We start from the raw sequence: 23,663 nt of genomic DNA, 5'->3' as shown, positions 1-23,663 counted from the left end.
CAAATACCTCGTCTAAATTTGCAAGAAATCTACATCCATTAACGCAACAACTTGCAAATTTGCCGACAGGATTTACACCATATCTTCAATTAATTCATATGCTTATGAATTGTTCAGGGCGGACTAATGAGCCCAAAGTCACCGACACCGCTAATTGCGCCGCGCCGGTTGTCGGGCAGATTGGTAAGTGTTCGATGGACAGTCCCATGCTCAATTCAGCTCCAACACCGAAGTGCCCGAGACCAAAGAGGCGTTTACAGAGATCCCCCGCCATTTTGACCAACACCTCAGTCAGTAAGCCCTGGTGTGTCATTCATGGATGTGCTCATCGGGCAGCGATTGAGTGGAATGGCCCGATGGCGGGTCTGAAAGGCTGACCATGGCACGCCTGGCCATCATGAGCGCCATGCACGAGGAGTTGGACGCCTTGCTCGAGCGCTTGCGCGACAACCACGATCGACCACTCGAGCACCGCCCGGGCTCTTTGCGCGCTGCCCGTGAGGCCCCAGCACAACGCATGCCCATGGTGCAGGTGGCGGGTCGGCAGTTTTGGCAAACCCAGTGGCAAGGCCATGAGGTGGTGCTGGTGTTGTCGCGCATTGGCAAGGTGGCCGCCGCCACCACCGCCAGCGTGTTGATCGAGCGCTTTGGGGTGGACCGCATCATTTTCAGTGGCGTGGCTGGTGGTTTGGCCGATGGGGTGGGTGTGGGCGACGTGGTCGTGGCCAGCGCTTGTTTGCAGCACGACATGGACGCCTCGCCTTTGTTTGCGCGCCACCAAGTGCCCTTGTATGGTTTGGACCGGTTTGCCTGTGACGCCCGCATGTCGGCCTTGCTGGTGCAAGCTGCGACCGATGTGCTGCGCCAAGCGCCGACGCATCTCGGGCAAGCGGTGGCCACCCGCTGGGGTTTGGGCCGGGCCCGGGTGCACCAGGGTTTGGTGGTCAGTGGCGACCGGTTTGTCGCCAGCCACGGTGAAAGCCTCGCCTTGCGCCAAGAGCTGCCCCAGGCCTTGGCGGTGGAGATGGAGTGCGCGGCGGTGGCCCAGGTGTGCCATGACTTTGGGGTGCGCTTTGCCGCGGTGCGCACCATCTCGGACCGGGCCGATGCCAGTGCCGCCACCGACTTCAATCGCTTTCTCAGCGAGGTGGCCAGCCCTTACAGCGCGGCCATCGTCACCCAATGCGTGGCCTTGATGTGATGCACTGCGGGACGCAGGGCCAGAGATGGTTCAGGGCGGGTTGGTTTTGACGCAGCGAAAGCCGATGTAAACCACCCGGGTGTCGCGCGGTTTGGTGGCCACATCGTCGGCCACTTGCCGCTCGGGGCCATACCACCATGATCCGCCGCGGGTGATGCGCTCGTTGCCCGAGCCACCGTCCACCCATTCCCACACATTGCCGCCCATGTCGTACAAGCCGTTGACGCCGGGCGGGGTGGTCATCACGGGCACATGGCCTGTGCCACGGGTCAAGCTGCCGTTGGGTGCTGTGCCTTTTAAGTTGGCGCATGGGCCCAGGCAATGGCTGCCTTTGGCAGTGGCACCCAAGGGGTAGGGATAGCGTTGGCCACGCACCCAAGCCGAAGGTGGCGAGGGCCGTTGCTCCAGGTAAGCGGCCGAGGTCCACTCGGCATCGGTGGGCAAGCGCTTCCCACTGTGGCGGCAAATGGTTTGGGCTTCGTCAAAGTCCAGGTGTACCGCCGGCTCGTTATCGCGCGCGGGCACACCAAAAGGCGTGCGCCAAGTCCAACCGGGCTTTTGTGTCCAGCCCGACTCAAACACCGTGCCACCCCCGGCCCGCTCGGCCTGGCTCACAAATCCAGTGGCGCTGGCAAAAGCCTTGACCTGGCCGATCGTGACCTCGTGGGCATCCCACTGCAAGGGGCCCACCAGCAGGGTGTGACCGACCGGATGGTTGACCCCGAGGGCGTTGCCCATGAAGGCCACAGCTGCCCACAGGCAGGCCGTGGCTGGCCAGCGTCTCAATCGGCGGCCATGGTCATGAGTGTGCCCATGAAGGCCACCGAGCCGGGCACCATCCAGGGGCTTTGCGGGGTCCGCTCTTGGTTTTCTGTGGCCGGTTGCAGGTCTTGGCCCAGTCGTGGGCGGCGTGCATCGAGCACCCGAAAGGTGCCCCATTCTTGTTGCAGCTGTTGCGTCATCACCACCAAGGGGCCGTGGGCCACCCGTGTGGTCACTTTGTCGCCCCGTTGGCTCAGCAATGCTTGGATGGGCTGCAAGTTCTCTTGCGTCCATTGGTTTCTCCAGCGTTGAATGGCTTTTTGGGTGAGCCATTTTCCGGCATGCCGCGTCAGACGCGGCGGGCAACCAACCAAAATCCAATGCATGGGTGCGCCTTGGATGAGCAAAGGCGTGATCTGCTGCTGGGCATGTGTTTTGTCGTCAATGTATACGAGCCAAGTTTCCACGCGGGTCTCCTTCAGGTTTGAACGCCAGGGTTGGGGGATTCGGTGAGGCTGTTGCGCCGGGCACGCCAACGACCCGCCAGCAAGACGCCAGCAATGGCCAGGGTGATGACAATGATTTGCAACCACAGGTTGGACAAAGGCAGAGATTTCAAATAGTCGGCGAGCAAGGGCTCGGCCAGCACCATCTTGGCGGCGGTGAAGGCCAACACAGCGGCACCCAATTGGATGATCACCGGCCAGCGCTCGACCAACCGCAGCACCAAAGAGCTGCCAAACACCACGATGGGCACACTGATGAGCAGGCCCAGCACCACCAAGTCCATGGCGCCGTGGGCCGCACCGGCCACGCCCAATACGTTGTCGACACCCATCAAGGCATCGGCCACCACAATGGTTTTCATGGCACCCCAAAAATGGGTGGGGCCAGAGGCGCCCTCGTGCTCGCCGGGCTCCTCGCCCAGCAGTTGATAAGCGATCCACAACAAGCCCAGTCCGCCCACCAACATCAAGCCGGGTATTTTCAGCAGCCAGACCACGCACAAAGTCATCAGGCTGCGCACCACGATGGCACCCACGGTGCCCCAGAAGATGGCTTTGCGTTGCAAGGCGGGAGGAAGGTTTCGCGCGGCCAGCGCGATCAAGATGGCGTTGTCGCCGGCCAAGACCAGGTCGATCAAGATAATGGCCAGCAATGCCGACCACCACGGGGCAGAAAATAGTTCCACAGCAAACTCCACATTGACATCAATCACAGCCCGTGGAGGCGCGGAAAAACGAGATGAGTGGGGACCCGATCGACGCTTCGCCGCACCCCATGGGTGTCGGATCGAAGGTCTTGCTCAGCTTGTGATGATGCTGTTATGTGCCCAACAAACCGGAAGCAAAGCTTCGTAATGACGATTTGTTGATCCCGCTGATCAAACCTTTTGGTTGACAGCGGAATGGAGCTACTCCCCATCGAGTGGGCGAATTAAACCTGCAATTGAAAATCCCCGGCTTTCTTGTGGGATTTGCGGGCTTGTCCTGAAAAGGCAGGACTTTCTGTTCTTACTGCAACCAACCGCGTTTGCGGAAATAAAACATCGGAACGATGGCGCTGGTCAGCATCAAAATCAAGGCATAGGGGTATCCCCACTCCAAGCCCAGTTCAGGCATGAATTGAAAGTTCATGCCGTAAATGCTGGCGATCAAGGTGGGGGGCAGCAAGGCCACACTGGCCACCGAGAAGATTTTGATGATCTTGTTTTGGTTGATGTTGATGAAGCCGACCGTGGCGTCCATCAAAAAATTGATCTTGTCGAACAAAAAGGCGGTGTGGCTGTCGAGTGACTCGATGTCGCGCAAAATTTGCCGCGCCTCTTCAAACTGTTCGGCATTGAGCATCTTGGCGCGCATCATGAAGCTCACGGCGCGGCGGGTGTCCATCACATTGCGCCGAATGCGTCCGTTCAAGTCCTCTTGGCGGGCAATGGCGCCCAGCACCTCGCCGGCCAAGGCATCGGTGACCACTTCGGACAGCACCAATTTACTGGCTTTTTCGAGTTCGTCGTAAATTCCTTCGAGGGTGTCGGCAGAGTATTCGGCGTCGGCGTCAAAGAGTTTGAGCAACACATCTTTGTCGTCTTCAATCAGGCCAGGTGCACGGCGCGCGCGCATGCGCAACAAGCGAAACACCGGCACGTCTTCGTCGTGGATCGAGAACAAAACGCCTCGGCTTTTGAGCGACTCGTTTTGCTGGTTGATGATGAAAGCCACCCGCACCGTGCGGGGCTCGTCTTCGTTGGCGATCAAAAAGTCACTGCGGATGTGCAACTCGCCGTTGTCTTCTTCATAAAAGCGCGCCGACTCTTCGATGTCTTCGTCCATCGCGTCTTCGGGAATGAGCACGCCAAAGTGTTGGTTGATCCAGCGCTTTTCTTCCAGGGTGGGGGACTCGAGGTCAACCCAGATGGGTTGAAAGCGCGACAGCTCTTCCAAGGACTCGATTTCCTCTTGGAACAAGCGCCCGTTGGCAAGGGTAAAGATGTTGAGCATGGCAAGGGGTGGCGTCAGTCACCAAGTTTCGAAGGCGTTGAGTGAATGGCAGCTTTCGAACCTCTGGCAGCGCGGCCTGAGCAGGCCAACCCGTTGCGCGAAGAAATCCGAAAGCTACCAACTGGGGCAGGTTTCCAAGGAGTTCGCTCCGTTTTTTTACAGCTTTCCATTATGGCATCGAAGCGTGCAATTTTTTGATTCGGCAGGGCCTTTTCCGGGCTGGATGTGTCACGCCGCAAAGTTTGATGCAAGGGCCCATTTAAATCAGGCATTTGAGGGCCCGGGTGGTTGCCAAACTGTTAAGGCCGGTGCATAGTGGGGTTGTCTGAGCGCCCTGGATGCCTTGGCCTCTAGGGCGTCAGACCCATCAACTTGTAACCCAGGAGGCTCCATGAACTTGACGATCAGCGGTCACCATTTGGAAGTGACCCCGGCCCTGCGCAGTTATGTGACCCACAAGCTAGACCGCATCACCCGACACTTTGATCAGGTGGTGGATGTCAAAGTCTTGTTGACTGTGGAGAAGCAAAAGGAAAAACAAGGCCGCCAACGCGCCGAATGCAACATCCATGTCAAGGGCAGCGATATGTTCGCTGAGAGCGCCCATGCCGACTTGTATGCCGCGGTCGACGACTTGGTGGACAAACTCGATCGCCAAGTGGTGCGCCATAAAGACAAGTTGCAAGACCACCAGCACACCACCGTTAAACGGGTGATGGTGTCCTGATCCGCGCCAATCCAGCGCTGGCTGGTTTGGCGCGATCGGCACCTCTACACCCACCAACACTTACCAGGGGCGCGGGCTGGGACCACGCTGGGGCCAAGGTTTTTTGTACTGGACAAATTCCGATTTGAGTGTGGTTCTGGGCAGACACAGGTATCACAAAGTATTTGGGTTTGTTCGGATGGCAGGTGCATAATCTGTCACTCTTTTGTGACACCTTCATGAACCGACTCTCCGCCATCCTCCCTCCCGAGCAGGTCTTGGTGTGCGTGGACGTGACCAGCAAAAAGCGTGCTTTCGAAGAGGCGGGCTTGTTGTTTGAAGACCGCCACGGCATGAACCGCGCTTTGGTGGCTGACAGCTTGTTTGCCCGTGAACGCTTAGGCTCCACCGGTTTGGGCTATGGGGTGGCCATCCCCCACGGTCGCATCAAGGGCCTGAAGACCCCCATGGCGGCGGTGTTTCAATTGGCCGCACCGATTGGGTTTGACGCCCCCGACGAGCAACCCGTATCCTTGCTGATTTTTCTATTGGTGCCCGAGGCATCGACCCAAAAACACCTCGAAATCTTGTCCGAAATTGCCGAGTTGCTCAGCGACAGCCGGGTGCGCGACCGCCTCAAGGTCAGCCAAGATGCGCACGAATTGCACCAAATTTTGTCCACCTGGAAATCAACCCAGGCCGCCTGAAGCGCACCCTGCCATGACGTACCCGCAGCGCAGCAACCACTCAGGTGGCCCCCTTTGAGGCCCACCGTTGTCAGCGCCGATGTGTTGTTTGAGGCTTTCCGCGAAAAGCTGGGCTGGCATTGGGTGGCGGGCACTGGCGCGTCCGAGCGGCGGTTCGATGAGGTCGCGGTGCGCGCGGCCAGTTCGGGCGCCGACTTGGTCGGCTATCTGAACTACATCCACCCCTATCGCATCCAATTGCTCGGTCACCGCGAAGTCAGCTATTTGAGCAACTCCAGCCCCGAGGACTGTGCCCGCCGGGTGGCGCGCATCGTCACCCTGGAGCCGCCGGTGCTGATCTTGGCCGATGGGCAAGTCGCACCTGAGGCCTTGGAGTCGATGTGCGAGCGGGCCCAAATCCCGATGTTTGCCACCCGCGAGTCCTCGGCCTTTGTGATCGACATCTTGCGCGCTTACTTGTCCAAGCACTTTGCCGACCGGGCCTCGATGCACGGCGTGTTCATGGATATTTTGGGCTTGGGGGTGATGATCACGGGCGAATCGGGCCTGGGCAAAAGCGAATTGGGCTTGGAGCTGATCTCGCGCGGCAACGGCTTGGTGGCCGATGACGCGGTGGACATTTATCGCATCAACCAAACCACCCTGGAGGGGCGCTGCCCCGATTTGCTGCAAAACCTGCTCGAGGTGCGCGGCATTGGTTTGCTCGATATCCGCGCCATCTTTGGCGAGACGGCGGTGCGGCGCAAGATGCGCCTCAAACTCATCGTGCACTTGGTGCGGCGCGAAACCTTGGAGCGCGATTACGACCGGTTGCCCCACGAACCCTTGACCCAGGACGTGTTGGGTGTACCCGTGCGCAAAGTGGTCATCCAAGTGGTGGCCGGGCGCAACATCGCCGTGTTGGTGGAAGCGGCCGTGCGCAACACGATTTTGCAATTGCGCGGCATCAACACCTACGAAGAATTCGCCGAGCGCCAACGCCAGGCCCTGCAGGCCTGAGGCTCACCCAACCGCACCTCGGTGCGGGCAGGCGCTGCGGGTGCAGTGCGCATACAAGCTCAAGGCGTGGTCTGCGATGCGAAAGCCCTTGGCCGCTGCCACATCGTTTTGCAGCGACTCGATTTGGGCATCAAAAAATTCCTCGACCCGTCCGCAGTCCAGGCACACCAGGTGATCGTGGTGGTCGCCTTCGTTGAGTTCGTAAACCGCTTTGCCCGATTCGAACTGGCTGCGGCGCAGCAAGCCCGCTTGCTCAAACTGGGTCAATACCCTGTAAATGGTGGCCAGGCCGATGTCGGCACGCTCTTGCACCACCAAGCGGTAAACGTCTTCGGCCGACATGTGGCGCTGCCTGCCCGCATGGAAATACGCCAAGATTTTTAACCTGGGCGAGGTGGCTTTGAGGCCTGTGCTTTTGAGATCGTCAATGTGGGCCATGGCGGTTTTTCAGTCAGGCCCGATGCTTGTGCGAGCAGGCCCAGACGCTAGAATCAACGCATGATAGCGTTTGCATTAAACCCCACCAAAGCCAACCAGCGGACCGCGAACTGGGCCCTGTGTGTGTGTGCGGGCTTGTGTGTGTTGCTGTCGGGTTGCGAAACCGCGAGCCGCACCGCCAGCCGCACCATCACTGCGCTCACCCCCTATCGATTTGATGTGGTGCAAGGCAATTTTGTCTCCAAAGAGCAAGTCCAGATGCTGCAAAAAGGCATGACGCGCCGGCAGGTGCGCGACGTCCTGGGCACCCCCTTGGTGGCCAGTGTGTTCCATGCCAACCGATGGGATTACGCCTTCACCCTGCGCCGCCAAGGTGCCGAGCCGCAGCAGCGCAAGATCAGCGTGTTTTTTGAAGGCGACACCTTGGTGCGTTTTGAGGCCGACGAATTGCCCACCGAGGCCGAGTTTGCTGCCCGCATCGACAACCGCCGCATTGACATCAAAGTGCCCAAGCTTGAAGCCAGCGAGGCCGAATTGAGCAAGTTCAAGCCCAAAGGGCCTGTGGCACCGGCCCCCAGCAGCGAAGCGCCGGTGAGCATGAGCTACCCGCCCCTGGAGCCCGTCCAGCGTTGAGCTGGGCTGCTTTGACCCCCATGACCACGCCCCAAACCCCTTTGCGCATTGCCGTCGCTGGCGCCAGCGGCCGCATGGGCCACATGCTGATCGAAGCGGTGAACAACGACCCCCATGCCCAATTGGTGGGCGCCTTGGATGTCGCCAGCAGCCCGGCCATTGGCAGTGATGCCACGGCCTTTTTGGGGCACAGCAGTGGTGTGACCATCACCTCTGATCTGCGCCAAGGCTTGGCCCAGGCCCAGGTGCTGATCGATTTCACCCGCCCTGAGGGCACCTTGCTCCACGCGCAGGCCTGCGCCGACATGGGTGTGCACATGGTCATTGGCACCACCGGTTTCAGCGAAGCACAAAAAGAGCAGATCGCCCAAACCGCTCAGCGCATCGCGGTGGTCATGGCACCCAATATGAGCGTGGGCGTGAACGTCACCCTCAAGTTGCTGGCCATGGCAGCCCAGGCCATGGCCACCGGTTACGACATTGAAATCATCGAGGCCCACCACCGCCACAAAGTCGATGCCCCGTCTGGCACGGCGCTGAAAATGGGCGAAGTGGTTGCCCAAGCTTTGGGGCGCGACCTGAAAGACTGTGCGGTGTATGCCCGCGAGGGACACACCGGCGAGCGCGACCCCTCCAGCATTGGTTTTGCCACCATTCGCGGTGGCGACATCGTGGGTGACCACACGGTGTTGTTTGCCGGCACCGGCGAGCGCATCGAGATCACCCACAAATCCTCCAGCCGCGCCACCTATGCCCAAGGCAGCATGCGCGCGGCCTGGTTCTTGGCCGCCCAGCGCCATGGTCTGTACGACATGTTCGATGTGCTGAACCTGCGCTAGAGGCCGCTGTGCTGCCTGGCTGGGCCCCTGCGGACGCCGTCTCTGGCGTGGTGCTGGGCTTGTTGTTGGCGGCATCCATCAGCACCTGGGCTGTTTTGCTCAGCCAAGCTTGGCGACTGCGCCGTGTGCACCACGACCTGAACCTGTCCAAGGCCTTGTTTTGGCAAGCTCCCCATTGGCAGCAAGGCCTGCAGGTGTTGCAAGACACGGAAAAAGAAGGCTTGCTGTCACGCTTGGCCCAAGCCGCCCAAGCACCGCTGGCCGGCACCTTGGCGGCCAGCACCACGGTGACTGCGCAGACCGAGCGCGCTTTGCGCGACGCCTTGCATCAGGCCAGTGCGCGTTTGCACCACGGCCACACCTTTTTGGCCAGCGTGGCGGCCAGTGCGCCATTTGTCGGACTGCTGGGCACGGTGTGGGGCATCCGCCGCGCCATGCTGGGCTTGGACGCCTCGGCCTTGGTGGGCCTGGACCGATTGGCCGCGCCCGTGGGCGAGGCCTTGCTCATGACCGCCTTGGGGTTGGGCGTGGCGATACCCGCTCTGATCGCCCACAACCTGTTGTCGCGCCAAGCCCGGGTGTTGGAGGCAGAACTGGAAGGTTTTGCACACGATCTGCTGGCCCTGCGATCCCCGAATCGGGAGTGAGGCGCACCATGGCTTTTGCACGACTTTCAAGCGCAAACCAAGAGGCCGCGCCCATCAGCGAGATCAACGCCACCCCCTTGGTCGATGTGTTTTTGGTGCTCATGCTCATCTTCTTGTTGTGCGCCCCGATGGCTGGGATTCAGCTGCCACTGGACTTGCCCACGGCTGGCGCGCAGGGCGCGAACGCAGCCACCGTCCAGCCGGTGGTGATCGACATCAATGCCCAGGGCCAGTGGCATTGGCAAGGCCGGGCCACGGGCCTGAACGAACTCCTGCAAGCCTTGCAGGCCGAGCAAGCGGCCAACCCGCAAGCGCGCTTGCAACTGCGCGCCGATCAAGCTGCCGCTTACGGCCGGGTGGCCGAATTGATGGCGGCTGTGCAAGCCCAGGGCTGGCAGCAGCTGGATTTGGTCTTGCGCCCCAGCGCCAAACCCTGAGGTCAGGGCTGCAAGCGCCAGCGGCCCAGGCATCGGCCCAGCGCCTAAAATCCCGCCACTCCCCCGACCCCAGGCCCCTGCGCCCAGGCGGGGTTTCTCATTGAGCCCCATGCAAGACACCTACCAACCTTCTGCCGTTGAATCGGCCACCCAAGCCGAATGGGTCTCCAAAGACGTCTACCGCGTCAGCGAAGACACCAGCCGCCCCAAGTACTACGCCTGCTCCATGCTGCCTTACCCAAGCGGCAAGCTGCACATGGGCCATGTGCGCAACTACACCATCAACGACATGCTCACGCGCCACCTGCGCATGAAGGGCTATAACGTCTTGATGCCCATGGGTTGGGACGCATTTGGTTTGCCGGCCGAAAACGCGGCGCTCAAGAACGGTGTGCCACCCGCCAAGTGGACTTACGAAAACATCGCTTACATGAAAAAGCAGATGCAGGCCATGGGCTTGGCCATCGACTGGAGCCGCGAAGTCGCCACCTGCGATGCGACGTATTACAAGTGGAACCAGTGGCTGTTTTTGAAGATGCTGGAAAAAGGCGTGGCCTACCGCAAGACCCAAGTGGTGAACTGGGACCCGGTGGACCAAACTGTGTTGGCCAACGAACAGGTCATCGACGGCAAAGGCTGGCGCACAGGTGCGGTGGTGGAAAAGCGCGAAATCCCGGGCTACTACCTGAAGATCACCGACTACGCGCAAGAACTGCTCGACCATGTGCAGGTCGGCAACCCCAAGGCCACCTTGAACGGTTGGCCCGACAAGGTACGCCTGATGCAAGAAAACTGGATCGGCAAGAGCGAGGGTGTTCGCTTTGCCTTCCCCCACACCATCCAAGGTGCCGATGGGAAACTGATCCAAGACGGCCGCATGTACGTGTTCACCACCCGCGCCGACACCATCATGGGCGTGACTTTTTGTGCCGTGGCCCCTGAACACCCCTTGGCGCTGCACGCGGCGGCCGCTAACCCCAAGCTGGCGGCCTTCTTGGAAGAATGCAAAGAGGGCGGCACCACAGAAGCCGAGTTGGCCGTCAAAGACAAGGTGGGCATGGCCACGGGATTGCATGTCACCCACCCCCTCACTGGCGCACAAGTGGCGGTGTGGGTCGGCAACTATGTGCTGATGAGCTATGGCGACGGCGCGGTCATGGGTGTGCCCGCGCACGACGAGCGCGACTTTGCGTTTGCGCTCAAGTACCAGTTGCCGATCAAGCAGGTGGTTGGCCTTGGCGTGGTGGCGGCCGATGCGGGGGCAACCCCCGGCTCGTCAGTCGCAAGCTCCGATTCCTCACCGGGGGCTGCCCCCGCACCAGCCGCCTTGGCGAAATCGACAGCCTCTGGCACAGACGTCTCCACCAAGTTCCAGTTTGATCAGGGTCAATGGCAAGAGTGGTACGCCACCAAAGACGGTGTGTGCGTCAATTCGGGCGAACTCGATGGCCTCCGCTTCAAAGCAGCGGTAGACAAAGTGGCCGACTTGCTGCAAGCCAAAGGTTTGGGCGAGAAAAAAATCACCTGGCGTTTGCGCGACTGGGGCGTGAGCCGTCAGCGCTACTGGGGCACACCGATTCCCATCATCCACTGCGACGAACATGGCGCCGTGCCGGTGCCTGAAAAAGACCTGCCCGTGATCCTGCCGCAAGACTGCATCCCTGACGGCTCGGGCAACCCGCTGCACAAGCACGAAGGTTTCCACAGGGGTGTGGTCTGCCCCACCTGCGGCAAACCCGCACGGCGCGAAACCGACACCATGGACACCTTTGTCGATTCGTCGTGGTACTTCATGCGCTACTGCGACCCGACCCACACCGACGCCATGGTGGCCGAGGGCACGCAGTACTGGATGCGCGACGCCCAACACGCCACGGGTGGCAGCGGCATGGACCAGTACATCGGCGGGATTGAGCACGCCATCCTGCACCTGCTCTACGCGCGGTTTTGGACCAAGGTGATGCGCGACCTCGGGCTGGTGAAGGTCGATGAGCCCTTCACCAAACTGCTCACCCAAGGCATGGTGCTGAACCACATTTATTCGCGTCGCACCGCCAAGGGCGGCAAAGACTATTTCTGGCCGCACGATGTCGAGCATGTGCTGGACGACACCGGCAAAGTGGTGGGCGCCAAGCTGAAAAACGCAGCCGACAGTGGCGACGGCAAACTGCCTGTGGGCACCGCCATCGACTACGAGGGCGTGGGCACCATGTCCAAGTCCAAAAACAACGGCGTGGACCCGCAAGACCTGATCGAAAAATATGGCGCCGACACCGCTCGCCTGTACACCATGTTCACCGCCCCGCCCGAGGCCACGCTGGAGTGGAACGATTCGGCGGTGGAGGGCAGCTTCCGGTTTTTGCGCCGGGTGTGGAACTTTGCTTTCAAGCACGAAGCCAGCCTCAAGGCAGCGACCGCAGGCAACTTGAGCCAAGCCAGCTGCCGCAAGCTTGCTGCCGACCTGCGACGCGATGTGCACCTGACGCTCAAACAAGTCAGCTATGACTACGAGCGCATGCAATACAACACCGTGGTGTCGGGCTGCATGAAACTGCTCAATGCCTTGGAAGACTTTAAAACCGACGGCAGCCCCGGTGACCAAGCGGTGCTGTGCGAAGGCACCTCGGTGTTGCTGCGCATGCTCTACCCCGCTTGTCCCCACATCAGCGCCCATTTGTGGGCAGAGCTGGGCTACGCCGCTCGCACCGGCGACTTGCTCGACGCGGCTTGGCCCAGCGTGGACGAGAGCGCCTTGCTGCGCGACGAGATTGAACTCATGCTGCAAGTCAACGGCAAATTGCGCGGCTCCATTTCGGTGCCCGCCACCGCCAGCAAAGACGACATCGAACAAGCGGCTTTGGCCAGTGAAGCCTTTCAAAAACAAGCCCAAGGCGCGGCACCGAAAAAGGTGATCGTGGTGCCGGGGCGTTTGGTCAACGTGGTGTTGTGATGTACACCACCCAGCGCCGAGCCTGGTTGCGCAGTGCCTTGGCCCCGCTGTCGGCGGTGGTCTTGGCCTCGTGTGGTTTTGCGCTCAGGTCGTCGCAAAAGTTTCCTTTCAAAACCCTGTACACCGGCCCCATCGCGGCCTCGCCCCTGCTCATTGAGTTGTCGCGCCAGGTGGCCGGCACCGGCGGTGTCGAGGTCATCATCGATCAGCGCCAGGTCGAGCGCGCCGAGGTGATTTTTGAGTTGCTGCAAGAGCAGCGCGAGAAGGTGGTGGCTGGGCGCACATCGTCGGGCTCGGTGCGCGAGTTTTTGTTGCGCACCAATTTGCGCTTTCGCTTGCGCACCCGCGAGGGCAAAGAGCTGATCCCTGAAACCTTGTTGGTGTCCACCACCGACATCAGCTACAACGAAACCCTGGCCTTGTCCAAGGACCAAGAAGAGCAAATGCTTTACAGCAACATGGGCAAAGACTTGGTCGGCCAAATTGTTCGCCGCATGGCCGCGTTGACCAGCCTTTGAGCGACGCCCGTGCAAGTCTCTCCCACCCAGCTCGGCACCCATCTGGAAAAAGGTTTGCGCAGCCTGTATGTGCTGCATGGTGACGAGCCCTTGCTGGTGCAAGAGGCGGCCGACGCCATTCGCGCCAGCGCCCGAGCCCAAGGCTTCACCGAGCGCACCGTGTTCACGGTGGCGGGGGCACATTTTGACTGGGCCGAGGTGTTGGCCAGCGGCGCGTCCATGGGCTTGTTTGGCGACCGCCAACTGGTCGAGGTGCGCATTCCCTCGGGCAAGCCGGGCAAAGAAGGCAGCGCCGCTTTGCAGCAACTGGCCGAGCGCGCCGCCGACAGCCCCGATGTGCTCACTTTGGTCAGCCTGCCCCGATTGGACAAAGCCACCAAAAGCAGCGCCTGGTTTGAGGCCTTGGAAGGCGCGGGCGTCGGCCTGGCGTTTGAGACGGTCGAGCGCGCCGCCTTGCCCACCTGGATCGCCCAGCGCATGGCCGACCAAGGCCAGCGCGTCGAGCCTGGCGAAGCCGGTCAGCGCTGCTTGCGCTTTTTTGCCGACAAGGTCGAGGGCAACTTGCTCGCCGCGCACCAAGAGATTCAAAAGCTCGCCTTGCTCTACCCCGAAGGCGAATTGACCCAAGAGCAGGTCGAAAGCGCGGTGCTGGATGTGGCGCGCTTCAATGTGTTCAAGCTCACCGAGGCGGCTTTGGCCGGCCAAACCGCACGCGTTCAGCGCATGCTCGAGGGCTTGCAAGCCGAAGGCGTGGCTGCTGTGCTGGTGCACCACACCCTGGCCGAAGACATCCGCAACCTCAAGCGCGTCAAAGACGCGGTGTTGGCCGGCCGCCCCCTGCCAATGGCGCTGCGCGAGTTGCGCATTTGGGGCGTGAAAGAGCGCTTGTTCGAGCGCATCGTCCCTGGCATGAGCGCCACCACGGTGGACCGTTTGCTGTGGGCCGCGCACCAAGTCGATGGCATTGTCAAAGGCCTGCGCCCCGCCGCGTGGCCGCACGAGCCCTGGCAGGCCTTGCAGCGCTTGGCCATGATGCTCACCCGCCAATGTCGCCCACGTTGATGCGGCGTTGCGCCTGGGCGATACACTGAACCGCGCAGTTTTTCTGCCGATGGAAAGGACAAGATGAACGGTGCTGAAAGTTTGGTGCGCAGCCTGCTGGCCAGTGGGGTGGACACTTGTTTTGCCAACCCGGGCACATCGGAGATGCATTTCGTGGCCGCCCTGGACAAGGTCGCGGGCATGCGCTGCGTCTTGGGTTTGGCCGAAACCGTGGTCACCGGTTGTGCCGATGGTTACGGCCGCATGGCCGGCAAACCCGCGGCCACCTTGCTCCATTGCGGGCCTGGGTTTGCCAATGGCATTGCCAATGTCCACAACGCGCGCCGCGCCAACACCCCCATGGTCAACCTGATTGGTGACCATGCCGTCTACCACCGCCCGTTTGACTCGCCGCTCACCGCCGACACCGAAGGGTTGGCGCGGGCCACCTCGCATTGGGTGCGCACCAGCGCATCCAGCGCCCAGGTCGGCGCCGATGGCGCGCAAGCGGTGCAAGCCGCGCGCAGCGCACCGGGCCACATCGCCAGCCTGATCTTGCCCGCCGACACCGCCTGGGGCGCAGGCGGCGTGGTGGCCGACGCTTTGCCCGTGCCCATGCGCGACGCGGTGGCCCCCGAGGTGCTCTCGCACCTGGTGCAACTGCTGCGTCGGCGCGAGCCCACGGTGATGGTGCTCTCCGGCCAAGCCTTGAGCGAGGCCGGTCAACAAGCGGCGCACCGCATTGCGCTGGCCACGGGTGTGGCTTTGCGTGCGTCGGCCCAGGTGGCGCGCATGCCGCGCGGGCGCGGGCGTGTGCCCATCGACCGCATCCCTTATGCGATTGAAGGCGCGCTCAAATCATTGGCCGGCCACCAACATGTGGTCTTGGTGGGGGCCAAACCCCCCACTGCGTTTTTTGGCTACCCCGGCAAGCCCAGTCTGATGTCCCCACCCGACGCCCAAATGCATGTGCTGGCCCGCCCCGACCAAGACGCGGTGGCCGCGCTCGAATGGCTGGCCGACGCTTTGGGCGCACCGGCTTGGGCGGGCGCACCCGATACCGGGCCGCGTCCGACGGTGCAGCATGGCGCCTTCAGCCCCGACGCCTTTGCCGTCACCTTGGCCGCGCTCTTGCCCGACAACGCCATCGTGGTCGAAGACGCGGTGACCTCTGGGCGCAGCCTGTTTGGCCACACCTTTGGAGCAGCAGCCAACGACTGGTTGCAAATCACTGGCGGCGCGATTGGCCACGGCTTTCCTTGTGCCACCGGTGCAGCCGTGGCCTGCCCGGAGCGCAAAACCGTGTGCTTGCAGTCCGACGGTGGTGGCATGTATGCCTTGCAATCGCTGTGGACCCAGGCGCGCGAGCGGCTTAACGTGGTCAATGTGGTGTTTGCCAACCGCGTGTACAAAATTTTGCAAGGCGAGTTGCTGGCCGTGGGGGCCCAACCCGGCCCCGCGTCCAACGAGCTGTTTGACCTGGCCCGCCCCGAACTCAACTGGGTGCAACTGGCCAACGGCATGGGTGTCGAGGCGGTGCGGGTGCAAACCCTGGAGGGCTTTGCCGATGCCTTTGCCGCCGCCTGTGCCCGCCCCGGGCCGTTCTTGATTGAGTTTCAGATTTGAAATTTGCGACACTTGGGTTTTCGACGTTCATAAGGGCCACTTCCATGAAAACAACTTTGCAACGCTTGCTGTGGGCCACTTTGGCCGCATTCACTTTGGCGGGCACCGTGGGCGCGCAGCCCTTTCCCAACAAGCCGGTGAAGATCATCGTCACCTTCCCGCCCGGTGGCACGCCCGACATTTATGGCCGGGTGCTGGCGCAAGAACTGGGCACGCTGTGGAAACAGTCGGTGGTGGTGGAAAACAAAACTGGCGCCAGTGGCACCATTGGCACCGACTTTGTAGCCAAGGCCGCGCCCGATGGCTACACCTTGTTGTTTGCGGCCGATGCGTCCATCACCATCGCGCCCAATTTGTACACCAACATCCCCTACAACCCGGTCAGAGACCTGAGCCCGATTGCCAACGTGGCCACCGGCCCGTTTGTGATGCTGGCCTACCCTGGCTTTCCGGCCAACGATGTCAAAGAGCTGATCGCCCTGGCCAAAAAGCAGCCCGGAAAAATCAGCTACGCCTCCAGCGGCCCGGGCGGCCAGCAGCATTTGTCGGGTGAAATGCTCAAGAGCATGGCGGGGCTGGACATTGCGCACATTCCCTACAAAGGCTTTGGCCAAGGCGTCAACGATGTGATGGCCGGCCATGTGCCCCTGATCTTTGGCGGCATCACTGCCTCCATCCAACTCACCCAAGGTGGCAAGCTCAAGGCCTTGGGCGTGACCAGCGCCAAACGCGCCAAAGCCCTGCCCAATGTCCCCGCCATTGCCGAGGTCTTGCCCGGCTTCAAGATCGAGGCCTGGTACGGCTTGATGGGCCCCAAAGGCATGCCCGCTGATTTGGTGAAGAAAATCAACGCCGATGTGCTGTCCATTTTGAAGCGCCCCGACTTTCAGGCCAAGCTCAGCGCCGACGCCATCGAGCCCGTGGGCGGCAGCCCCGAAGACTTTGCCGCGCAAATTGCGACTGACCTGAAAGACTGGTCACAGTTGCTCAAGTCCATCAACCTCAAAATGGATTGAGCGCACAGGGGCCTTGGCAATCCTTGGCACCCTTCGCAACCCTTTTTAGCCTTCAGCGACCCTCTGCCAAAATCAGCCCATGAACGCCGCCGCCACCATCCCCGAACTCATGCGCACCTTGGGCCTGCAAGCGCGTTGCGCGGCCGCGGGCATGGCGCGGGCCACGGCGGCGCAAAAAGCCCAAGCCTTGCGGGTGCTGGCGCGTTTGCTGCGCGAACACACCGCTGCTTTGCAAACCGACAACGCCAAAGACCTGAGCCGCGCCCAAGCCGCCGGTTTGGCCGCGCCCATGGTCGATCGCCTGAAGCTCTCGCCGCAAACGCTTGAAACCTGCGCTGTGGGTTGCGAGCAACTGGCATCCATGCCCGACATCATTGGCAGCATCAGCGGCATGAGCCAGCAGCCCAGCGGTATTCGCGTCGGGCAAATGCGCGTACCCATTGGCGTGTTTGGCATGATTTACGAGAGCCGCCCCAACGTCACCATCGAAGCGGCGTCACTCGCCATCAAAAGCGGCAATGCCTGCATCTTGCGCGGCGGCTCTGAGGCGATTGACTCCAACAAAGCCTTGGCTGCGCTGGTGCAACAAGCCTTGGCCGAGGCCGGTTTGCCCACCGATGCGGTGCAACTCGTGCCCACCACCGACCGCGCAGCCGTGGGTGAACTCATCACCATGCCCGCCTATGTGGACGTGGTCATCCCGCGCGGCGGCAAGGGCTTGATCGAGCGCATCAGCCAAGACGCCAAGGTGCCGGTCATCAAACATTTGGACGGCAACTGCCACACTTATGTGGACGACCCGTGCGACTTGGACATGGCGCTGACAGTCGTAGACAACGCCAAAACCCAAAAATACAGCCCCTGCAACGCCACAGAAAGCCTGTTGGTGGCGCGCGGTGTGGCGGCGGCGTTTTTGCCGCGCATCGGCCAAGTGTTTGCCGACAAAGGCGTGGAAATGCGTTGCTGCTCCGAGGCCAAAGCCTTGTTGCAAGGCGTCAAAGGCGCGGTGCTCAAAGACGCCACCGAGCAAGATTGGTTCGAGGAGTATTTGGCGCCCATCATCAGCATCAAGGTGGTGGACGGCTTGGACGCGGCCATTGCCCACATCAACCACTACAGCAGCCACCACACCGACGCCATCCTCACGCTGAACCATGTGCACAGCCAGCGCTTCATGCGCGAGGTCGATTCGGCCAGCGTCATCGTCAACGCCAGCACCCGCTTTGCCGATGGCTTTGAATATGGCTTGGGTGCAGAGATTGGCATCTCAACCGACAAATTCCACGCCCGTGGGCCGGTGGGCATTGAGGGCCTCACCTCGTTGAAATATGTGGTGTTGGGGGCGGGGGAAGTGCGGGGTTAACGATTCAGCCAAATTTGGGGGCCATGTGTTTAAGTTTGAATGGGACGTGCAAAAAGCCGCCAGTAATTTGCGCAAGCATGGTGTTTCATTTGACGAGGCCGTGAGCATTTTTGGTGATGCATCGGCCCTGACCTTCGCTGACACGGACCACACCGAGGTTGAAGATAGAAGTCGAACTTATGGAATGTCTGGCAAAGGTCGACTTTTGGTGGTTGTGCACACAGAACGTCGAAACGGGATTAGGATCATCAGTGCCAGAAAGGCAACACGATATGAAAAAAGCATCTACCAAAACGACTGACCTCGACATACCTGTGCTTCAGCGTGAGCAGTTGGGTCATGGTGTTCGCGGTAAATACCATAAGAGGTTTTTGCAAGACAGCAATGTCGTCGTGTTGCAGCCAGATATACAAAAGGCATTTCCGACCTCTGAGGCGGTCAACAAGGCCCTGGCACACATGCTGGCATTTGCCAAAGAAGCGCAAGGTTTAACCAGTAAGTCAAAAGCGACAGCACGAAAGCGCTTGACTGCTTAACTCAGCAACAGTGAATGGCCCCGACAACCTGTTGGCGATTGGATTCGGCCAGAGTCATCGTCAGCACCTGTTTTGCCGTTGGCTTAGCGTCTGTCACGCAGTTTGCAAGACCTGCATCAATTCCAGCAAGCCCATCGCTTGTGCACCATGCCTCATGGGAAAACGTTCGGTGCCGGGGTAAACCACAAAGCGCTGGGAAATGTCTAAATCATCGCAAGCCAATCCAAAGCCTTTGCTCAAAGTGGGCGCGGTCGAGCGTTTGATGTCAATGGCCATCCAGGGTTTTCCGCCGCGCTCCAAGACCAAGTCAATTTCAGCCCCCGCGTGGGTGCGGTAGGTGTAGGGCGTGACACGGGCTTGGGTGGCCGCCAGCAAGTTGTCGATGCAAAAGCCTTCATAGCTCAAACCACACACGGGGTGCCCAGCCACGGCGTGAACATTCTCCAGGCCCAACAACGCATGCACCAAACCGCTGTCACGCACATACACCTTGGGCGCTTTCACCAATCGCTTGCCAGTGTTGACACTCCATGGCCGCAAGCGGCGCACCAATTGCAAGTCGACCAGCAAATCGATGTAGCGCTCCAAAGTGGGGCTGCTGACGCCCAAGCCACTGGCGAAGCGGCTTTGTTGCAAAAATGCGCCCTGCTGATGGGCCAACATGGTCCACAACCTGCCCACGGTTTCAGCGGGCAGGCGAGGGGCGAACATGGGCACATCGCGCTGCAAGTAACTTCGCACAAAGTCCTCGCGCCAGCGCAGGCTGGCGGCCTCATTGGCGGCCAGCAAACTGTTTGGAAAACCGCCGCGCAGCCAAAGGGTGTCCAGGTCTGTCGATGCCCACTCCAAGGCTTGAATTGGCCCCAAATCCACATAGGCCACGCGCCCGGCCAGGGTTTCACTGCTTTGCTGCATCAAGTCCAGCGAGGCCGAGCCCAACAGCAAAAAATGGCCAAAGCGTTGACCGTCGCGACGCCGCTCGTCAATGATGCCGCGCAAAATGTCAAACAAGCCGGGCATGCGGTGGATCTCATCCAGTATCACCAGCTTGCTGCCCTGGGAGCGCAAAAAAGCATCGGCATCGTCCAGCCGCAAGCGGTCAGCTGGGCGCTCAAGGTCCAGATAAGTGCTGCCCGCTGGCCAGTTGGCAGACACTTGCAGGGCCAAGGTGGTTTTGCCCACTTGGCGCGGCCCAAGCAACACCACAGCCGGGGACTCTTGCAGGCGTTGGGTCAGCGTTGAAAGGAATTGGCGGTCAATCATCATTGAAATTTTAACGCCTGACATTAGATTTTCAATGTATTTTTAAATAATTCAATGCCAAAGTCCATGGCTGCTGGCCTAAAGTGAACTTGCGGATTCTTCTTAAAGGCGAAGTTCCTGATTTTGTAAGCCTGTCTCAGCCCACTGCTTGAAGCTGTCAGAATCACCCCCACTTAAGCACCACTCTCATATCTATAAGCGACCCCATGGTTCCTCACCTCATCACCGCGCTCACTGGCCCCATCAACGAGCTCGAGCAACGCATCCTCGACTCCATGCCTGCCATCGAGCGCTGGTTTCGCATGGAGTGGATGGAGCACACGCCACCGTTCTACACCTCGGTGGACGTGCGCAATGCGGGTTTCAAGTTGGCCCCCGTGGACACCAACCTTTACCCCGGCGGCTGGAACAACCTCACGCCCGAAATGCTGCCCTTGGCGGTGCAAGCGGCGATGGCCGCGATTGAGAAAATCTGCCCCGAGGCGCGCAACCTGCTGTTGATCCCCGAGAACCACACCCGCAACACCTTTTATTTGAGCAATGTGGCGCAACTGGCGCGCATCTTCAACATGGCGGGCCTGAATGTGCGCATTGGCTCGATCAACCCCGAGATCAAAGAGAACACCACCATCGATCTGCCCAACGGCGATGCGGTGACCTTGGAGCCGGTGATCCGCAACAAAACCCGCTTGGGGCTGAAGGACTTTGACCCCTGCACCATCTTGCTCAACAACGACTTGAGCGCGGGCATCCCCGGCATCTTGGAAGACCTGCACGAGCAGTTTTTGCTGCCCCCGCTGCATGCGGGTTGGTGCGTGCGGCGCAAGAGCCAGCACTTTGCCTGTTATGAGGAGGTATCCAAGCGCTTTGGCAAGTTGCTGGGCATTGACCCGTGGTTGATCAACCCCATGTTCAGCCAATGCGGCGAGGTGGATTTCAGCGAAAGCGCGGGCATGGAGTCGTTGCGCAGCCATGTGGACGCTTTGCTGACCAAAACCCGGCGCAAATACAAAGAGTACGGCATCAATGAAAAGCCGTTTGTGGTGGTCAAGGCCGACAACGGCACCTATGGCATGGGCATCATGACGGTGCGCGATGTCAAAGACCTGGAGGTGATCAACCGCAAAACCCGCAACAAAATGAGCGTCATCAAAGATGGTCAAGAGGTGAGCGAGGTCATCATTCAAGAAGGCGTGCTGACCAACGAGCGCATCAACGACGCGGTGGCCGAGCCGGTGGTCTACATGATGGACCGCTATGTGGTGGGCGGCTTTTACCGGGTGCATGCCGAGCGCGGCGTGGACGAAAACCTCAACGCCCCAGGGTCGAGCTTTGTGCCCTTGGCGTTCGAGCAAAGCGCCCACACGCCCCAACCTGGCGTCAAAGCGGGGGCCAGCGTGCCCAACCGTTTTTACATGTACGGCGTGATTGGCCGTTTGGCCATGTTGGCGGCCAGCTACGAGCTCGAATCCACCGACCCGGACGCGGAAATTTACGATTAAAGGCCTCAGGCGCGATATTTAGAGTCGCCAGCCGATCGAAAAGGGTTTCCAAACGCCCGGAAGCTCGCATAATGCCGCTCTTGCCCGGCTCCGCGCGAATTTCATGCAACATCAAAAATCTTCTTTGGCCGCCCTCACCTTGGGGGCCATCGGTGTGGTCTACGGCGACATTGGCACCAGTGTCTTGTATGCGGTCAAAGAGGTGTTTGGTTCGGGCCATGTGGCCTTCACCCCCGACAATATTTACGGTATTTTGTCCATCTTCTTTTGGACCTTGACCGTCATTGTTTCGCTCAAATATGTGAGTTTGGTGCTGCGGGCCGACAACAACGGCGAGGGTGGTTTGGTGGCCATGTTGGCGCTGGCTTCGCAATCGGTCAAAGACAAGCCCAAGCTGCGCCGGGTGCTGCTGGTGGTGGGTATTTTTGGCACCTGTTTGTTTTATGGCGACGGGGTGATCACCCCGGCCATCTCGGTGCTGTCGGCGGTGGAGGGCTTGGAGGTGATTTCTCCAGGGCTCTCCAAATATGTGGTGCCCCTGACCTTGGTGATTTTGTTTTGTTTGTTTGCGGTGCAAAAGCACGGCACCAGTGGCATTGGCAAGTTGTTTGGCCCGATCACCGTGGTGTGGTTCATCACCATTGCGCTGCTGGGTGTGTATCACATCGCCACTGAACCGATGATTTTGTGGGCCATCAGCCCGCACCATGCCATCCGATTCATGTGGAACGACCCGGGTACCACCTTCATCATTTTGGGCGCGGTGGTGTTGTGCGTGACCGGTGGTGAGGCCTTGTATGCCGACATGGGCCACTTTGGCAAACAGCCCATCCGCATCGCTTGGTTTTCGGTGGTCATGCCTGCGCTCACCCTGAACTACTTTGGCCAAGGTGCTTTGCTGCTCAACAACCCCGATGCGGTGAAAAACCCCTTCTACAACATGGCGCCCGATTGGATGCTGTTGCCCTTGGTCATTTTGGCCACTGCCGCCACGGTGATTGCGTCGCAGGCCTTGATTTCGGGCGCATTCAGCGTGACCAAGCAGGTCATTCAGTTGGGCTTTTTGCCGCGTTTACAGGTGCTGCACACCAGCGTGCGCGACACCGGGCAAATTTACATCCCCTTTGTCAACTGGGGACTGTTTGTGGCCATCGTGTTGGCGGTGGCGCTGTTCAAATCGTCAAGTAATTTGGCGGCGGCTTACGGCATTGCGGTGTGCACCGACATGCTGATCACCACGGTGCTGACGTTTTTTGTCATCCGCTACAGCTGGAATTACCCGCTGTGGTTGTGCCTGGCCGCGACCGGCTTTTTCTTTGTGGTGGACTTGGCGTTTTGGGCCTCCAACTTGCTGAAATTTTCCGATGGTGGCTGGTTCCCCCTGGCCATTGGTGGGCTGATTTTGTTGTTGATGCTCACCTGGCGCGATGGCCGAGAGCTGCTCAGCAACAAGTTGCGTGACGACGCCATTGACCTGCGCTCGTTTTTGGATTCGGTGTTCACCGTGCCGCCCACCCGGGTGTCGGGCACGGCGGTGTTTTTGACCGCTGACCCGGGCGCTGTGCCCAATGCCTTGTTGCACAACCTCAAACACAACAAGGTGCTGCATGCGCAAAACCTGTTTGTCACGGTGCGCAACCACGAGGTGCCCTGGATTGGGCTGGACAAGCGCATTGAGACCGAGTCGCTGGGCCATGACTGTTGGCAGGTGACCATCCATTACGGTTTTAAAAACGACCCCGATGTGCCCTTGGCGCTGAGCTTGTTGCACGGGCGTGGTTGCGACCTCGAGCCGATGAACACCAGCTACTTTTTGTCGCGCGACAGCATCGTGCCCACGGTGCATGGCGAGATGGCGCAGTGGCGCGAAAAACTGTTTGCGCAAATGCACCTCAACGCCAGTGCGGCGGCCGACTTCTTGAAGTTGCCCAGCAACTCGGTGGTGGAGCTGGGCAGCAAAATCGAAATTTGAGCGCGC

24 protein-coding genes are annotated in these 23,663 nt (G+C 60.3%); 18 read left to right on the top strand and 6 right to left on the bottom strand.

Features of this window, described 5'->3' with window-relative positions; all coding sequences use genetic code 11:
• The first annotated feature begins 379 nt into the window (after positions 1-379).
• A complete protein-coding gene (locus tag AC8GFZ_RS17025) occupies positions 380-1,201 on the top strand; it encodes a 5'-methylthioadenosine/adenosylhomocysteine nucleosidase (protein ID WP_506646119.1) in 822 nt (273 codons plus the stop codon).
• 30 nt (positions 1,202-1,231) lie between these two features.
• On the opposite strand, the gene AC8GFZ_RS17020 is transcribed toward AC8GFZ_RS17025, so the two are convergent.
• From AC8GFZ_RS17020 to corA, 4 genes are all read right to left on the bottom strand, one after another.
• Positions 1,232-1,939 carry a formylglycine-generating enzyme family protein gene (locus tag AC8GFZ_RS17020; protein ID WP_506646118.1) on the bottom strand — a complete coding sequence of 236 codons (708 nt, stop codon included), beginning with the start codon at positions 1,937-1,939 and terminating at the stop codon, positions 1,232-1,234.
• A gap of 44 nt (positions 1,940-1,983) precedes the next feature.
• Complete coding sequence (locus AC8GFZ_RS17015) at positions 1,984-2,430, bottom strand: hypothetical protein (RefSeq protein WP_506646117.1); 447 nt, start codon at positions 2,428-2,430, stop codon at positions 1,984-1,986.
• A gap of 11 nt (positions 2,431-2,441) precedes the next feature.
• A complete protein-coding gene (locus tag AC8GFZ_RS17010; protein ID WP_506646116.1) occupies positions 2,442-3,155 on the bottom strand; it encodes a TerC family protein in 714 nt (237 codons plus the stop codon).
• A 322-nt stretch (positions 3,156-3,477) separates the two neighbouring features.
• Positions 3,478-4,464 (bottom strand): magnesium/cobalt transporter CorA, encoded by a 987-nt coding sequence (gene corA / locus AC8GFZ_RS17005; RefSeq protein WP_506646115.1) that lies wholly within the window; start codon positions 4,462-4,464, stop codon positions 3,478-3,480.
• Between the two features lie 391 nt (positions 4,465-4,855).
• Between corA and hpf the strand changes: the two genes are divergently transcribed.
• The 3 genes from hpf to hprK all read left to right on the top strand — a co-directional run bounded on the left by hpf (position 4,856) and on the right by hprK (position 6,876).
• Complete coding sequence (hpf, locus tag AC8GFZ_RS17000) at positions 4,856-5,191, top strand: ribosome hibernation-promoting factor, HPF/YfiA family (RefSeq protein WP_506646114.1); 336 nt, start codon at positions 4,856-4,858, stop codon at positions 5,189-5,191.
• A 218-nt stretch (positions 5,192-5,409) separates the two neighbouring features.
• Entirely contained in the window at positions 5,410-5,877 is a 468-nt protein-coding gene (locus AC8GFZ_RS16995) for a PTS sugar transporter subunit IIA (protein WP_506646113.1), read from the top strand.
• Between the two features lie 54 nt (positions 5,878-5,931).
• Positions 5,932-6,876, top strand: coding sequence for an HPr(Ser) kinase/phosphatase (gene hprK, locus AC8GFZ_RS16990; RefSeq protein ID WP_506646112.1), 945 nt, complete (start codon positions 5,932-5,934; stop codon positions 6,874-6,876).
• Between the two features lie 3 nt (positions 6,877-6,879).
• On the opposite strand, the gene fur is transcribed toward hprK, so the two are convergent.
• Positions 6,880-7,314, bottom strand: a complete 435-nt coding sequence (gene fur, locus AC8GFZ_RS16985; RefSeq protein ID WP_506646111.1) for a ferric iron uptake transcriptional regulator — start codon at positions 7,312-7,314, stop codon at positions 6,880-6,882.
• A gap of 60 nt (positions 7,315-7,374) precedes the next feature.
• Here fur and AC8GFZ_RS16980 point away from each other — a divergent pair, with 60 nt between their 5' ends.
• From AC8GFZ_RS16980 to AC8GFZ_RS16925, 12 genes are all read left to right on the top strand, one after another.
• Positions 7,375-7,947, top strand: a complete 573-nt coding sequence (locus tag AC8GFZ_RS16980; protein WP_506646110.1) for an outer membrane protein assembly factor BamE — start codon at positions 7,375-7,377, stop codon at positions 7,945-7,947.
• A gap of 20 nt (positions 7,948-7,967) precedes the next feature.
• Positions 7,968-8,786 (top strand): 4-hydroxy-tetrahydrodipicolinate reductase, encoded by an 819-nt coding sequence (gene dapB, locus AC8GFZ_RS16975; RefSeq protein ID WP_506646109.1) that lies wholly within the window; start codon positions 7,968-7,970, stop codon positions 8,784-8,786.
• Positions 8,787-8,794: 8 nt separating this feature from the next.
• Complete coding sequence (locus AC8GFZ_RS16970) at positions 8,795-9,433, top strand: MotA/TolQ/ExbB proton channel family protein (RefSeq protein WP_506646108.1); 639 nt, start codon at positions 8,795-8,797, stop codon at positions 9,431-9,433.
• A gap of 8 nt (positions 9,434-9,441) precedes the next feature.
• Entirely contained in the window at positions 9,442-9,870 is a 429-nt protein-coding gene (locus AC8GFZ_RS16965) for an ExbD/TolR family protein (RefSeq protein ID WP_506646107.1), read from the top strand.
• 109 nt (positions 9,871-9,979) lie between these two features.
• Positions 9,980-12,820 carry a leucine--tRNA ligase gene (locus AC8GFZ_RS16960; RefSeq protein WP_506646106.1) on the top strand — a complete coding sequence of 947 codons (2,841 nt, stop codon included), beginning with the start codon at positions 9,980-9,982 and terminating at the stop codon, positions 12,818-12,820.
• Positions 12,820-13,338, top strand: a complete 519-nt coding sequence (locus tag AC8GFZ_RS16955) for an LPS-assembly lipoprotein LptE (RefSeq protein ID WP_506646105.1) — start codon at positions 12,820-12,822, stop codon at positions 13,336-13,338. The genes AC8GFZ_RS16960 and AC8GFZ_RS16955 overlap by 1 nt, the downstream gene beginning before the upstream one ends.
• A 9-nt stretch (positions 13,339-13,347) precedes the next feature.
• Entirely contained in the window at positions 13,348-14,400 is a 1,053-nt protein-coding gene (gene holA, locus AC8GFZ_RS16950) for a DNA polymerase III subunit delta (RefSeq protein ID WP_506646104.1), read from the top strand.
• Positions 14,401-14,463: 63 nt separating this feature from the next.
• On the top strand, positions 14,464-16,005 hold the full coding sequence (locus tag AC8GFZ_RS16945) for an acetolactate synthase large subunit (RefSeq protein ID WP_506646103.1): 1,542 nt from the start codon (positions 14,464-14,466) through the stop codon (positions 16,003-16,005).
• Between the two features lie 44 nt (positions 16,006-16,049).
• A complete protein-coding gene (locus AC8GFZ_RS16940) occupies positions 16,050-17,021 on the top strand; it encodes a Bug family tripartite tricarboxylate transporter substrate binding protein (RefSeq protein WP_506646102.1) in 972 nt (323 codons plus the stop codon).
• A gap of 79 nt (positions 17,022-17,100) precedes the next feature.
• Positions 17,101-18,384: a glutamate-5-semialdehyde dehydrogenase gene (locus AC8GFZ_RS16935; RefSeq protein WP_506646101.1), complete on the top strand. Its 1,284-nt coding sequence runs from the start codon at positions 17,101-17,103 to the stop codon at positions 18,382-18,384.
• 46 nt (positions 18,385-18,430) lie between these two features.
• On the top strand, positions 18,431-18,685 hold the full coding sequence (locus tag AC8GFZ_RS16930; protein ID WP_506646100.1) for a BrnT family toxin: 255 nt from the start codon (positions 18,431-18,433) through the stop codon (positions 18,683-18,685).
• Entirely contained in the window at positions 18,657-18,920 is a 264-nt protein-coding gene (locus AC8GFZ_RS16925; protein ID WP_506646099.1) for a hypothetical protein, read from the top strand. The genes AC8GFZ_RS16930 and AC8GFZ_RS16925 overlap by 29 nt, the downstream gene beginning before the upstream one ends.
• A 93-nt stretch (positions 18,921-19,013) precedes the next feature.
• Here the strand turns inward: AC8GFZ_RS16925 and AC8GFZ_RS16920 are convergent, their stop codons facing one another.
• A complete protein-coding gene (locus tag AC8GFZ_RS16920; RefSeq protein WP_506646098.1) occupies positions 19,014-20,186 on the bottom strand; it encodes an ATP-binding protein in 1,173 nt (390 codons plus the stop codon).
• Between the two features lie 203 nt (positions 20,187-20,389).
• On the opposite strand from AC8GFZ_RS16920, the gene gshA reads away from it, so the two are divergent.
• Both gshA and AC8GFZ_RS16910 read left to right on the top strand, forming a co-directional pair.
• The gene (gene gshA, locus AC8GFZ_RS16915; RefSeq protein WP_506646097.1) at positions 20,390-21,685 is read left to right on the top strand and encodes a glutamate--cysteine ligase; all 1,296 of its coding nucleotides are present in this window, start codon (positions 20,390-20,392) and stop codon (positions 21,683-21,685) included.
• Positions 21,686-21,788: 103 nt separating this feature from the next.
• Positions 21,789-23,657: a potassium transporter Kup gene (locus AC8GFZ_RS16910; RefSeq protein WP_506646096.1), complete on the top strand. Its 1,869-nt coding sequence runs from the start codon at positions 21,789-21,791 to the stop codon at positions 23,655-23,657.
• The last annotated feature ends 6 nt before the right edge of the window (positions 23,658-23,663 follow it).

Source organism: Limnohabitans rimovensis (SeqCode) (genome assembly GCF_965234775.1).
GTDB classification, from domain to species: Bacteria; Pseudomonadota; Gammaproteobacteria; order Burkholderiales; family Burkholderiaceae_C; genus Limnohabitans; species Limnohabitans rimovensis.
The sequence above is the reverse complement of the archived record's forward strand: the minus strand, read 5'-3'. Positions and strand labels throughout refer to the sequence as shown.